This is a genomic window from Pseudaminobacter salicylatoxidans, assembly GCF_003148475.1.
Lineage (GTDB): Bacteria > Pseudomonadota > Alphaproteobacteria > Rhizobiales > Rhizobiaceae > Pseudaminobacter > Pseudaminobacter salicylatoxidans.
This window is the reverse complement of sequence record NZ_QGGG01000006.1, coordinates 40,897-53,763: the sequence shown is the minus strand read 5'-3', so window position 1 is coordinate 53,763 and position 12,867 is coordinate 40,897. Positions and strand designations below refer to the sequence as shown.

The 12,867-nt window shown below is 65.1% G+C and carries 11 protein-coding genes; 8 read left to right on the top strand and 3 right to left on the bottom strand.

The window, feature by feature from the left end:
- The first annotated feature begins 141 nt into the window (after nt 1-141).
- The 4 genes from aroA to C7441_RS10000 all read left to right on the top strand — a co-directional run bounded on the left by aroA (nt 142) and on the right by C7441_RS10000 (nt 5,917).
- Nucleotides 142-1,500, top strand: a complete 1,359-nt coding sequence (gene aroA / locus C7441_RS10015; RefSeq protein ID WP_109612751.1) for a 3-phosphoshikimate 1-carboxyvinyltransferase — start codon at nt 142-144, stop codon at nt 1,498-1,500.
- Nucleotides 1,501-1,519: 19 nt separating this feature from the next.
- Nucleotides 1,520-2,176 (top strand): (d)CMP kinase, encoded by a 657-nt coding sequence (cmk, locus tag C7441_RS10010; RefSeq protein ID WP_019172733.1) that lies wholly within the window; start codon nt 1,520-1,522, stop codon nt 2,174-2,176.
- Between the two features lie 197 nt (nt 2,177-2,373).
- Nucleotides 2,374-4,077, top strand: coding sequence for a 30S ribosomal protein S1 (rpsA, locus tag C7441_RS10005; protein ID WP_109612750.1), 1,704 nt, complete (start codon nt 2,374-2,376; stop codon nt 4,075-4,077).
- A gap of 190 nt (nt 4,078-4,267) precedes the next feature.
- Nucleotides 4,268-5,917: an MFS transporter gene (locus C7441_RS10000; protein WP_109612749.1), complete on the top strand. Its 1,650-nt coding sequence runs from the start codon at nt 4,268-4,270 to the stop codon at nt 5,915-5,917.
- A gap of 207 nt (nt 5,918-6,124) precedes the next feature.
- On the opposite strand, the gene C7441_RS09995 is transcribed toward C7441_RS10000, so the two are convergent.
- Genes C7441_RS09995 through C7441_RS09985 form a run of 3 tightly spaced genes read right to left on the bottom strand, consistent with a single transcriptional unit; the run spans nt 6,125 to nt 9,227 of the window.
- A complete protein-coding gene (locus C7441_RS09995) occupies nt 6,125-7,714 on the bottom strand; it encodes a 5-guanidino-2-oxopentanoate decarboxylase (protein WP_109612748.1) in 1,590 nt (529 codons plus the stop codon).
- Nucleotides 7,711-8,358: a TetR family transcriptional regulator C-terminal domain-containing protein gene (locus tag C7441_RS09990; RefSeq protein WP_170125079.1), complete on the bottom strand. Its 648-nt coding sequence runs from the start codon at nt 8,356-8,358 to the stop codon at nt 7,711-7,713. The genes C7441_RS09995 and C7441_RS09990 overlap by 4 nt, the downstream gene beginning before the upstream one ends.
- On the bottom strand, nt 8,355-9,227 hold the full coding sequence (locus C7441_RS09985; RefSeq protein ID WP_109612747.1) for a dimethylarginine dimethylaminohydrolase family protein: 873 nt from the start codon (nt 9,225-9,227) through the stop codon (nt 8,355-8,357). The genes C7441_RS09990 and C7441_RS09985 overlap by 4 nt, the downstream gene beginning before the upstream one ends.
- Before the next feature lie 210 nt (nt 9,228-9,437).
- On the opposite strand from C7441_RS09985, the gene C7441_RS09980 reads away from it, so the two are divergent.
- The 4 genes from C7441_RS09980 to C7441_RS09965 all read left to right on the top strand — a co-directional run bounded on the left by C7441_RS09980 (nt 9,438) and on the right by C7441_RS09965 (nt 12,866).
- Entirely contained in the window at nt 9,438-10,253 is an 816-nt protein-coding gene (locus tag C7441_RS09980; protein WP_109612904.1) for an ABC transporter ATP-binding protein, read from the top strand.
- 53 nt (nt 10,254-10,306) lie between these two features.
- Nucleotides 10,307-11,089: a transporter substrate-binding domain-containing protein gene (locus tag C7441_RS09975; protein WP_019172726.1), complete on the top strand. Its 783-nt coding sequence runs from the start codon at nt 10,307-10,309 to the stop codon at nt 11,087-11,089.
- A gap of 152 nt (nt 11,090-11,241) precedes the next feature.
- Nucleotides 11,242-12,057 (top strand): ABC transporter permease, encoded by an 816-nt coding sequence (locus C7441_RS09970; RefSeq protein ID WP_244916112.1) that lies wholly within the window; start codon nt 11,242-11,244, stop codon nt 12,055-12,057.
- The gene (locus tag C7441_RS09965) at nt 12,054-12,866 is read left to right on the top strand and encodes an ABC transporter permease (protein WP_109612746.1); all 813 of its coding nucleotides are present in this window, start codon (nt 12,054-12,056) and stop codon (nt 12,864-12,866) included. The genes C7441_RS09970 and C7441_RS09965 overlap by 4 nt, the downstream gene beginning before the upstream one ends.
- Nucleotide 12,867 lies beyond the last annotated feature (1 nt).

Below are 12,867 nucleotides of genomic sequence, written 5' to 3'. Positions count from 1 at the left end.
AAGTCGCGATTTTTCCGCGCTGCAGCAGCCCTTTCAACCGGCCTTCCCGCAAGGGGATGACCAGCGCGAACGACCATGATAGGAGACCGCGCCAGCAACAGGAAAGCCTCGCTTTCCGGATTTGCCAAGAGGTTATCGTTCATGTCGCAGCACACCCTTCCCCTCCCGGCCGTCGCGGCCAAGTCGCCGGCGCTTTCCGGCACCGTCCGCATGCCGGGCGACAAGTCGATTTCGCACCGTTCCTTCATGTTCGGCGGGCTGGCCTCGGGCGAGACCCGCATCACCGGCCTGCTGGAAGGCGAGGACGTGCTGCGCACCGGCGATGCGATGAAGGCGATGGGTGCGCAGATCGAAAAGCGCGGCGGCGAATGGATCATCCAGGGCACCGGCAATGGCTGCCTGCTGGAGCCGCGGGCGCCGCTCGATTTCGGCAATGCCGGCACAGGCTCGCGCCTCACCATGGGGCTGGTGGGCACCTATGACATGGAAACCACCTTCGTCGGCGACGCCTCGCTGTCCGGGCGGCCGATGGCGCGCGTGCTCGACCCGCTGCGCGAGATGGGCGTGCAGGTGCTGAAGTCGTCGCCAGGCGACCGCATGCCGCTGACGCTGCGCGGTCCCAGGGTCGCCGCCCCGATCAGCTACCGTGTGCCGATGGCGTCCGCGCAGGTGAAATCCGCCGTGCTGCTGGCCGGTCTCAACGCGCCGGGCATCACCACCGTGATCGAGCCTGTGATGACGCGCGACCACACCGAAAAGATGCTGCAGGGCTTCGGCGCCAATCTGGAGGTGGAAACCGACAAGGACGGCGTGCGCCATATCCGCATCGAAGGCCAGGGCAAGCTCTCCGGCCAGACGATCGCGGTGCCGGGCGACCCCTCCTCCGCCGGCTTCCCGCTGGTGGCGGCGCTGATCGTGCCGGGCTCGGACATCGTGATCGAAAACGTGCTGATGAACCCGACCCGCACCGGCCTGATCACCACGCTTCAGGAAATGGGCGCCAACATCGAGCTGCTCAACCAGCGCAATGCCGGTGGCGAGGATGTCGCCGACCTGCACGTACGCTCTTCCGAGCTCAAGGGCGTCACCGTGCCGGCCGAGCGCGCGCCCTCGATGATCGACGAATATCCGGTGCTGGCGGTCGCGGCCTGCTTCGCGGAAGGCGAGACGCTGATGACAGGCCTTGAAGAGCTGCGCGTGAAGGAGAGCGACCGCCTGGCCGCCGTCGCGAGTGGACTGGAAGCCAACGGCGTCGACTGCGCGGAAGGCGAGGCAACGCTTGCCGTGCGCGGCAGGCCCGGCGGCAAGGGGCTCGGCGGCGGTATCGTAAAAACCCATCTCGACCACCGCATCGCCATGAGCTTCCTCATCATGGGGCTGGCCGCGGAAAAACCCGTCACCGTGGATGACGCCAACATGATCGCCACCAGCTTCCCCGAATTCATGGGGCTGATGACCGGCATGGGCGCGAAGATCGAAACCATGGACGCGGCGGCATAACAAGCCAGGAGCCCAGACCATGACGCAAGCGCGGCCCCTCCTCATCGCCATCGACGGCCCTGCCGGCGCGGGCAAGGGCACGCTGGCGCGGCGGCTTGCCGACTATTACCATCTGGCCCAACTCGACACAGGGCTGAGCTACCGCGCGGTCGCGCACAAGCTTATCGAAAAGGGCTGGCCGCTGGACGACGCCGGCCACGCCATCGAAGCCGCGCGTCTCGTGGACCTCGGCCATCTCGACCGCACGGTGCTGTCAGCGCATGCGGTGGGCGAGGCTGCATCCAAGGTCGCCGTCATCCCGGAGGTTCGGCGCATCCTTGTCGGGAAGCAGCGCGCATTTTCCCGCAAGCCCGAGGGGGCAGTGCTCGACGGGCGCGATATCGGCACGGTGGTCTGTCCCGATGCCGACGTGAAACTCTATGTGACCGCAAGTGCGCAGGTGCGCGCGCGCCGGCGTCTCAACGAGATCGAGGAAAAGGGCGGCCATGCCGAGTTTTCCGAAATCCTGGCCGACATCCAGCGTCGCGACGAGCGCGACATGGGGCGCGCCGATTCTCCGCTCAGGCCCGCTGCCGATGCGCACTTGCTCGACACGTCCGAAATGGATATAGAAGCCGCGTTTCTGGCGGCAAAAGCAGTCGTTGACGACGTTTTGGCCAAGAGAAGCAAAGTCTGAGCCGGAATTTCACGATCCTTCCCTTGCGGAAGCCGCGAAAACCTCCATATCGGACAAGAACCGGCCTGCCAGCATTCCATGCGCCGATAGACCGCCACAGGCGGCAACAGGGCTCAAAAGCCCGGAACGCAGGGAGGCCAACGCAACACGAACCCACGGCGCCAGTCCCTGCACAGCGGGACACTCCAGGAGATCATATGTCAGAAGCAACTCCCACTCGCGACGATTTCGCGAGCATGCTCGAAGAATCCTTCGCGGATGGTCATTCGGGCGAAGGCCAGGTCGTTCGCGGCTTCATCACCGCGATCGAGAAGGACATGGCCATCATCGACGTCGGCCTGAAGGTCGAAGGCCGCGTCCCGCTGAAGGAATTCGGCGCCAAGGCCAAGGACGGCACGCTGAAGGTCGGCGACACCGTCGAGGTCTATGTCGAGCGCATCGAAAACGCGCTGGGCGAAGCCATGCTGTCGCGCGACAAGGCCCGCCGCGAGGAGAGCTGGGTCAAGCTCGAAGAGAAGTTCAGCAAGGGTGAGCGCGTCGAAGGCGTCATCTTCAATCAGGTCAAGGGCGGCTTCACCGTCGATCTGGACGGCGCCGTTGCCTTCCTGCCGCGTTCGCAGGTCGACATCCGTCCGATCCGCGACGTCACCCCGCTCATGCACAACCCGCAGCCCTTCGAAATCCTCAAGATGGACAAGCGCCGCGGCAACATCGTCGTCTCGCGCCGCACGGTTCTGGAAGAGTCGCGCGCCGAACAGCGTTCGGAAATCGTGCAGAACCTCGAGGAAGGCCAGGTGGTCGAGGGCGTGGTCAAGAACATCACCGACTACGGTGCCTTCGTTGACCTCGGCGGCATCGACGGCCTGCTGCATGTCACCGACATGGCCTGGCGCCGTGTCAACCATCCGACCGAAATCCTCAACATCGGTCAGACGGTCAAGGTGCAGATCATCCGCATCAACCAGGAGACGCACCGCATCTCGCTGGGCATGAAGCAGCTCGAGAGCGATCCGTGGTCCGACATCGGCACCAAGTTCCCGCTCGGCAAGAAGATCACCGGCACGGTCACCAACATCACCGACTACGGCGCGTTCGTCGAGCTGGAGCCGGGCATCGAGGGCCTGATCCACGTTTCGGAAATGTCGTGGACGAAGAAGAACGTGCACCCCGGCAAGATCCTCTCGACCTCGCAGGAAGTCGATGTGGTCGTGCTGGAAGTCGATCCGGCCAAGCGCCGCATCTCGCTGGGTCTCAAGCAGACGCTGGAAAACCCGTGGGAAGCCTTCGCCCGCAACCACCCGACCGGCTCGACCGTCGAGGGCGAGGTCAAGAACAAGACCGAGTTCGGCCTGTTCATCGGCCTGGAAGGCGACGTGGACGGCATGGTGCACCTGTCCGACCTCGACTGGAACCGTCCGGGCGAGCAGGTCATCGAAGAGTACAACCGCGGCGACGTGGTCAAGGCTCAGGTTCTCGACGTGGACATCGACAAGGAGCGCATCTCGCTCGGCATCAAGCAGCTTTCGCGTGACGCCGTCGGCGAGGCCGCCTCTTCGGGCGAACTGCGCAAGAACGCCGTCGTGACCTGCGAAGTGACCGGCATCAAGGATGGCGGCATCGACGTGCGTCTGGTGGACCACGACATCGAGACCTTCATCAAGCGTTCCGACCTGTCGCGCGACCGCGACGAGCAGCGCCCCGAGCGCTTCACCGTCGGCCAGAAGGTGGACGCCCGCGTCATCGCCTTCGACAAGAAGACCCGCAAGCTGCAGGTCTCCATCAAGGCGCTGGAAATTGCCGAAGAGAAGGAAGCAGTCGCACAGTACGGCTCGACCGACTCCGGCGCTTCGCTCGGCGACATCCTGGGCGCGGCCCTCAAGAAGCAGAGCAAGGAAGACTGATCGTCTGTCTTGCACTGCAAGCACACAGCGACCCCGCCGGAGCGATCCGGCGGGGTTTTTGTTTGGGCCAGAAGCGGAAAGCACGGAACGAAATTCCATCCCGGCAAACATTGCTCTAGGCTGACATAAAACCGACCGACTCACGTGATCGACAATCGCCGCGATCTGACAGGGTGGCCCGCCGGACAAAATGAAAAATCACGCCGCGATCGAGCGCACTTCACCACTGGCCCCTTTCAAGCACCGCATCTTCCGCTCCGTATGGACCGCGAGCCTGGCATCGAATTTCGGCGGCCTGATCCAGAGCGTCGCCGCGGCCTGGATGATGACTGCCATTTCCAACTCTGTGGACATGGTGGCGCTGGTGCAGGCTTCCACCGCCCTGCCCATCATGCTGTTTTCACTCGCCTCGGGCGCCATCGCCGACAGCTTCAACCGGCGCAAGGTGATGCTTACGGCGCAGTGCTTCATGCTGGCGGTTTCGGTGGTGCTGACATTCACCTCCTATCTCGGCGTCATGACGCCCTGGCTGCTTTTGACCTTCACCTTCCTGATCGGCTGCGGCAGCGCGCTGAACAGCCCTTCATGGCAGGCCTCGGTGGGCGACATGGTGCCGCGTTCGGACCTGCCGGCGGCGGTGGCGCTCAACAGCATGGGCTTCAACCTGACCCGCTCGGTCGGTCCGGCTATCGGCGGCGTCATCGTGGCGGCAGCGGGGGCGGCGGCGGCCTTCGCTGTCAACACGGTCAGCTATTTCGCGCTGATCTTCGTGCTTTTGCGCTGGAAAACGCCGGAAACGCAGAACACCCTGCCGCGCGAGACCATCGGCATCGCCATGACGGCGGGGCTGCGCTACGTGGCCATGTCGCCCAACATCGAAAAGGTGCTTTTACGCAGCTTCGTGTTCGGCTTCACCGCCATTTCGATGATGGCGATGCTGCCGCTGGTGGCGCGCGACATCGTGCAGGGCGGCCCGCTGCTCTACGGTGTGCTGTTCGGCGCCTTCGGCATCGGCGCGGTCGGCGGGGCATTGATCAGCGCACGGCTGCGGCAGGTGCTGACCACCGAATGGATCGTGCGGCTGGGCTTCGTCGGCTTCGCGGCCTGCGCGGCCATTGCCGGCGTCAGCACCATGTCATGGCTGACCTGCACGGCGCTGCTGATCGGCGGCGCAAGCTGGGTGATTTCGCTGTCGCTGTTCAACGTCACCGTGCAGATGTCCACTCCGCGCTGGGTGGTGGGCCGCGCGCTTTCCATTTACCAGACGGCGACCTTCGGCGGCATGGCGCTGGGAAGCTGGATATGGGGCCTCGTGGCCGAGGAATATGGCCCGGGACAGGCGCTTTTGATCTCGGCGGCCCTGATGATCGCAGGCGCGGCACTCGGGCTCAAATGGTTCACCCTGCCGGAGCAGACCGCGCTCAATCTCGACCCGCTCAACCGCTGGAAGGAACCCCATCTGGCGCTGGACGTGAAACCGCGCAGCGGCCCGATCACCATCATGATCGAATACACCATCCGCGAGGAAGACGTTTCGGCATTCCTCGACGTGATGGCGGAGCGCCGGCGCATCCGCCGCCGCGACGGCGCGCGGCAATGGACATTGTCACGCGACATGGAGAACCCGGAATTGTGGATGGAAACCTACCACACGCCGACCTGGGTGGAATATATACGCCACAACCAGCGCATGACCCATGCCGACGCCTTCATCAGCGAGCGCATCCGCAAGCTGCACAGCGGCACCGAGCCGCCGCGCGTACACCGCATGATCGAGCGGCCGACCGACTGGTCGGTGGAACTGGTGCAGCCCAAGCCGATCATCGACCTGCATCATTGAGGGGCTCAAGCCAGCTTCGACGGCAAGGCTTTGGAACAGGTTGACCGGCCATACCCCCGCCCCTCGCCACGAGGGGAGGATATGACTTCATCGCCATTCGCACCCACGAGTTGGGGTTGGCGTTGGCGGGCGCGCAGCAAGGTACCCCTCCGCTTTGTGGGGAGGGGTCAGGAGTGGGGGTACCCGATCGGGCGTATTCGCCGCCCCCTACTCCACCGTAATCTCTATCAGACACGCTCTGCCCGTTTCCCGCGCCCGCTTCAGCGTTTCGGGAAGATCGGAGAGCGCCTCCAGCTTTTCGGCCGTCATGCCGTAGGCCTCGGCGAGCTTGCAGAAATCCGGCGGAGCGGGCGACACGCCGACCGGTTCGACGCCGACATCGCGCATCGAGGTTTCGATTTCGCGGTAGCCGCGATTGTTCCACACCACGAAGATGACCGGGGCATCGGCATCGAGGGCCGCGCCCAGTTCCGGCAGGGTGAACTGGAAGCCGCCATCGCCCGACAGGCAGACGACCGGCGCATCCGGCACGGCAAGCGCGGCACCGATGGCCGCGGGCGGGCCGAAACCCAGCGCGCCGAAACCGGTGGCGGCGTTGAACCAGCCCGACGGGCGGTCGTGATCGTAATAGAGATTGGCCGCATAGATGGGCTGCGTGGAATCGCCCACGATGATCGCGCCCGGCAGCGCGTCGCGGATCATCTCCACCGCCTCGACCTGACCGCGCAGGACTGGGCCGATTTCCTCTAGCGCCTCGTCGCGTGCCTTCCCGGCCCGTGCCGCACCCCAACCTTCCTCGGAGGCGTTGCGGCGCGCGGCGGCAAGCAGGTCCGCCATTCCCGCCAGCGTCGAACCGCAATCGGCGCGGACGCCCAGCGTGGCCGGATGCCGGCCGATCTGCTTGCCGTCGATGTCGATGCGGATGAGGTTATCCGGCTTCACGAAACCGCCGTCGCCGTACATATCGTAGTCGGTCGGGCCGAATTCGGTACCGGCGGCGATCACCAGATCGGCCTCGGCCATCAGCGCCCTTACCGCCTTCAGGCTGGGGCTTGCCGGCACGCCAAGCGGGTGCTTATGCAGAAGTCCGCGCGCATTGGCGGTTTCAACCACAGGCGCATCGATGAGCTCGGCGAGCCTGCGCAACGGCGCTTCCGCCATCTTGGCACCGCCACCGGCAAGGATGAGCGGACGCCGGGCCGCGCCGGCCATGCGTGCCGCTTCGGCCAAAGTGGCAGGATCGGCCTGCGGTGCCGTGGCCTCGACCGGATGCGGCGCAAGCCCTTCGACGGCCTTGCCCATGATGTCGGTCGGAATCTCGATATGCACCGGCCCCGGACGAACCGAGGCGAACAGCGCAAAGGCGCGCGCCAGTACTTCGGGCAGTTCGTGGCCATGCTCGATGCGCTGCGAGAACAGCGCAACCTTTTCCATCATACCGCGCTGGTCGGGCAGTTCGTGCAGGAAGCCCAGCCCCTTGCCCAGCGTCGGCATGGCGTTGACGCCGGAAATCACCAGCATGGGGATGGAATCGGCCCTTGCCTGCCCCATCGCCGTCAGCGTGTTGGTGAGCCCCGGCCCGGTGATGACGAAAGCGACGCCCGGCTTTCCCGTCACCCGCGCATAGCCGTCGGCCATGAAGCCCGCGCCCTGTTCGTGGCGGGGCGTTACATGGCGGATATTCGATCCCGCCAGCCCGCGATAAAGCTCAACGGTATGAACGCCCGGAATGCCGAAAACGGTATCGACCCCATGCGCCTCGAGCAACGAGATCAGCGCCTCCCCCACGGTGGTCATGTCTTTTCCTCCTCACGTAAATTCAGGCCGAGCTGCGCCTCGACCGTGGCGATGCCGATATCGGCAAGTTCTCCCGGCTCGAAAATGTCGCTGGCCAGGCAACCCTCGATCCACAGCCCATCAATGATGCCGTTGATGGCGATGGCATGGCGGCGCAGCTCGGCCTTGCCGGCCACACGGCCCTCGGCTTCGAGCACCTCGGCCACCAGCGCCTCGACCTCGTTGCGAAAGCCGAGATAGCCTTCGCGATGCGCGACCGACAGGGCCGGATCGGAATGCGCCCGGCCGATGAAGCCCGCCCAGAGCGAAAACACGCGCGTGTCCACCACCGGCGGCCCGAGATTGGCGGCCACGAAGGCGGCAAGCCGGCGGCGCGGCCCCGCGCCCTCCATGGCAAGGGCGGCCTTGGCCTGCTCGGTCATGCGCCCGACGATGGTGGCATAGGCCGCCTGCAACAGCTCTTCCTTGCCGGGGAAATAGTGCCGGATAAGCCCGCCGGTCACGCCGGCGCGCAGCGCAATGGCACGCACGGTGGCGCCCTGCAAACCCTTCTCGGCAACGCAATCCAGCGTCGCCTCGATCAGGTCCTGGCGCCGCCGCCCCTCGCCCTCACGGCGAAACTTGCGGCGGGAAGATACGGTCATTGCCGCAGAATCGGCCGGGTCAGGCAGGTGGGGCCACCCTCGCAGGCGATGCACAGCGCATCGGCCTCGAAGGTCCTGACCACGCAGCCGGCCGCTTCCATCGCGGCCTGGGTCTTCGGGAAGCCGGCCACCGCGATCACTTCGCGCGGGGCGGTCGGCAGCACGTTGAGACTGAGGCCGTTGGAGGCATGAAACTCGTCGGCATCTCCATGAACCAGCGTGATTCCCCGGCCGCACAGCATCTGGTAGAAGGCCGCAGGCAGCAACGGCGCATGGACCAGCGCCAGATCGTCCGCCAGCGGACTGATCACCGACATCAGATGCAGGCAGGCTTCCTCGCCCTGCCACAGCGGCAGATCGAAGCCATAGACCAGCACGCCATGAGGCCCGAGGATGTTGGCAAGCTGCTGAATGCCTTCCTGATTGGTGCGCACGCCGCGCCCGACGGCCAGCGTGTGCTTGTCTACCCAGACGCAGTCCCCGCCCTCCACTTGCCCAGGCGCCTCGACACGTCCGAGAATGGGAATGCCGAGCCGCCGATAGGTGGCCTCATGCAGCGCGGGCTCGGCCTTGCGCAGATCCTTGCCCATCGACAGGATCAGCGCGCCGTGATCGGTCATCAGCGACGGGTCGTGCGTGAACACCGAATCCGAAAGGCCATCCTCGCGGTCTCCAACCCATTCGACCGTCGCACCCGAAGCCGCGACAAGATCGGCGAAGGCAGCATGCTGCATGGCCGCGCGCGAGGGGTCGAAACCGGGGCCATAGTGCCACGCGGCCCTGTCGGCGTCGCGCATGGAGTTCGTTGCGGAACGCATCAGGACCCGCCGCAGCGGGGCGGCCATGGACTGGGAGCCGAATGCATTCACGGGCGCCTCCTTCGCTGAAAAAAGCGATCAAAATTTCACATGCCGCTACTTATACACTTGCATAACAACGCCGCAAGTGCCGTAATGAACGGGGATTGACGGGCTTGCGCCAGTAGGTCCATGCTGGCATCAGGGCAGGGTTTCGTGACGTATGATGAGTAGCAGCACAAGCATCCGATGGATCGCCAGGCGCCACGCGGAGCGTCGCCGATGAGCGTCGAGGGTGCCGCGAGCATCGCACGGGGCCTAGCGCCGAACGGCGCGGCCGAAGCCATCCACATCGAAAACCTGCACAAGAAATTCGGCGAACTGCACGTTCTGAAGGGCGTGTCGCTGTCGGCGCGCGACGGCGACGTGGTCGCCATCATCGGCGGCAGCGGTTCGGGCAAGTCCACCCTTCTGCGCTGCATCAACTGCCTTGAGAATCCGACCAGCGGCCTCATCCGCGTCAATGGCGAGGAAATCCGGCTGAAGCAGGATGGGCACGGCCACAGCGTGCCCGCCGACCGCCGCCAGATCGAGCGCATCCGCTCGCGGCTCGGCATGGTGTTCCAGAGCTTCAACCTGTGGAGCCACATGACGCTCTTGGAAAACGTCATCGAGGTTCCGGTGCACGTGCTGGGCATCAGGCGCGACGAAGCGATCGCTACCGCCGAAAAGCTTCTGGCGCGCGTGGGGCTTGCCGAAAAACGCGACGTCTACCCGGCCTTCCTGTCGGGCGGCCAGCAGCAGCGAGCGGCGATTGCGCGCGCGCTCGCCATACAGCCGCGCGTCATGCTGTTCGACGAGCCGACTTCGGCGCTCGACCCGGAACTGGTGGGTGAAGTCTTGAAGGTGATCGGCGATCTGGCGCGCGAGGGCCGCACCATGATCCTCGTCACCCACGAAATGAAGTTCGCGCGCGAGGTCGCGAGCCACGTCATCTATCTCTACAACGGGCAGGTCGAGGAAGAGGGACCGCCCGAACAGATATTCGGCGCGCCGAAATCGGAGCGCCTCAAACAATTCATCCGCAACATCGGCTGATGCAAGCGGACGAAACAACGGGAACACTCAACGATAAAACGGGAGACTTGCATATGTTGAAAGGTTTGAAGATCGCCGCGGCGGCGCTGCTGCTGGGCGTTGCCGGCATGGCGACCGCACAGGCCGACACGCTGAAGGTGGGCATCGCCGCCGAGCCCTACCCGCCCTTCGCCTCGCCCGACGCTTCGGGCAAGTGGGACGGCTGGGAAGTCCGGATCGCAAATGCGCTGTGCGGTGAGGCCAAGCTCGAATGCGAGATCACGCCGATCTCGTGGGACGGCATCATTCCGGCGTTGACGACCAAGAAGATCGACATGATCGTCGCTTCCATGTCGATCACGGCCGAGCGCCAGAAGACCATTGCCTTCTCCGACAAATACTACAACACGCCGACCGGCATCATCGGGCCGAAGAGCGAGACCTTCGACGCCACCCCCGAAGGGCTGAAAGGCAAGATCCTCGGCGTGCAGGTTTCGACCGTGCATGAGGTCTACGCCAAGAAACATTTCGGTGACAGCGCGTCCGAGATCAAGATCTACCAGACCCAGGACGAGGCCAATGCCGATCTCGCCGCCGGCCGCATCGATGCGGTGCAGGCCGACGCCATCGCGCTCAACGATTTCCTCGCCACCGATCAGGGCAAGGAATGCTGCGACATGAAGGGCGACGTCGCGGAAGACCTGGAAGTGCTCGGCCCCGGCGTCGGCGTGGGCCTGCGCAAGGAAGACTCCGAGCTGAAGGACAAGATCAACGCCGCCATCAAGGGCATCCGCGCCAGCGGCAAGTATGACGAGATTTCGAAGGAATATTTCGACTTCGACATCTTCGGCGGCTGACGCAAGTTCCGCTCCCCCCGCGCCTGTCACTGCCAGGCGCGGGCTCAAACGGGTTGCTGCGCTGCGCCTATCCGCTGACCGGGCACCGGGTCTGATCGAAAGCCGTCGCAGGCTTTTTGACCTGCCGCCCCAGGCGCGGCGAAGCTGCCATCATGCCGATCCGCCTGTCTTTTCCGTGCAGGCTGGCGGACGGCGCCAGATCGAGGGCCGCACCGATTTCGACATTCCTCACGCCTCTGCTGCAAAGCGGCACGCTTGAACTTCTTTCGCCGACGCCGCCGGGCTGGGGCGGCAATCTGTTGCGCGGCCTCGCCAACTCCGTCCAGATCGCCATCGGCGCCTTCGGGCTTGGCCTCGCCATCGGCACGGCCGGCGCCTATGCCAAGCTGTATGGCGGGCCCATCCTGCGCGATCTGGCGGAAATCTACACCACGGTCGTGCGCGCGGTGCCCGAACTGGTGCTGATCCTGCTGCTTTATTATGCGGGCACCGACCTCGTGAACCGCGCGTTGGAAGCCATGGGCTATGCGCGCATCGACATCAACGGGCTGGTCGCCGGCATCGTCGTGCTCGGCTTCGTGCAGGGCGCCTATGCGACGGAGGTTCTGCGCGGCGCGATCCTCGCCGTGCCGCAAGGCCAGATCGAGGCCGCGCGCGCCTATGGCATGTCGCCGGGCAAGATGCTGCGGCGCATCACGCTGCCGGCGATGCTGCCCTATGCCATTCCGGGGCTGGCCAATCTCTGGCTGATCGCCACCAAGGACACTGCCCTGCTGGCCGTCGTCGGCTTCAACGAGCTGACGCTGGTGACGCGGCAGGCGGCAGGCGCGACGAAGGCCTATTTCACCTTCTTCGTCGCCGCCGGCATGCTCTATCTGCTGCTGACACTGTTTTCCAACACCATCATCGGGCGCATCGAACGCTGGGCGCGGCGCGGCCTGCCATCGGTCACGGAGGGCGCGGCATGACCATCAGCCTCGCCGACCCTGCAAAGCCGCAGCGCCGCCCTCGGGGCTGGCTGCAACCGCACCGTATCGGCCTGATGGCCGTGGGGCTGGCGCTGGTGCTGTCTGCGGCCATCTTCATGCGCTGGGACTGGCTGCCCAATTATTATGGGCTGATCGCGGCCGGGCTCTGGCGCACCATCTGGATATTGGTGCTGACATGCGCCATCGGCTTCATGTTCGCGGTACCGCTCGGCCTCGCGCAGGCCGCCGGGCCGATCTGGCTGGCATGGCCTGCCAAAGCCTTCTGCACGGTGATCCGCGGCACACCGCTGCTGCTGCAACTGTGGCTGCTTTATTTCGGCCTCGGCTCGCTGTTTCCGCAATTTCCGTGGATCAGGCAGTCCGAGCTGTGGCCATATCTGCGTCAGGCATGGCCTTACGGCGTACTGGCATTGACGCTCTCCTTTGCCGCCTATGAAGGCGAGGTGATGCGCGGCGCCTTTGCCGGCGTGCCGCGCGGCCAGATCGAGGCGGCACGCGCCTTCGGCATGCGCCGCTGGAAGATATTCCGGCGCATCTGGCTGCCGCAGGCGGTGAGCCGCGCGCTGCCGACGCTGGCGGGCGAAACCGTGCTGCAGCTCAAGGCAACGCCGCTGGTGGCCACCATCACCGTCGTCGACATCTATGCGGTCGCATCGCGCGTGCGGCAGGACACCTATATTGTCTACGAGCCGCTGCTTCTGCTCGCATTGGTCTATCTGTGCATCACCGGCATCATCGTCTTCCTCTTCCGCAGGCTGGAAGCGCGCATACCCACGCGGCTCGGCTGAC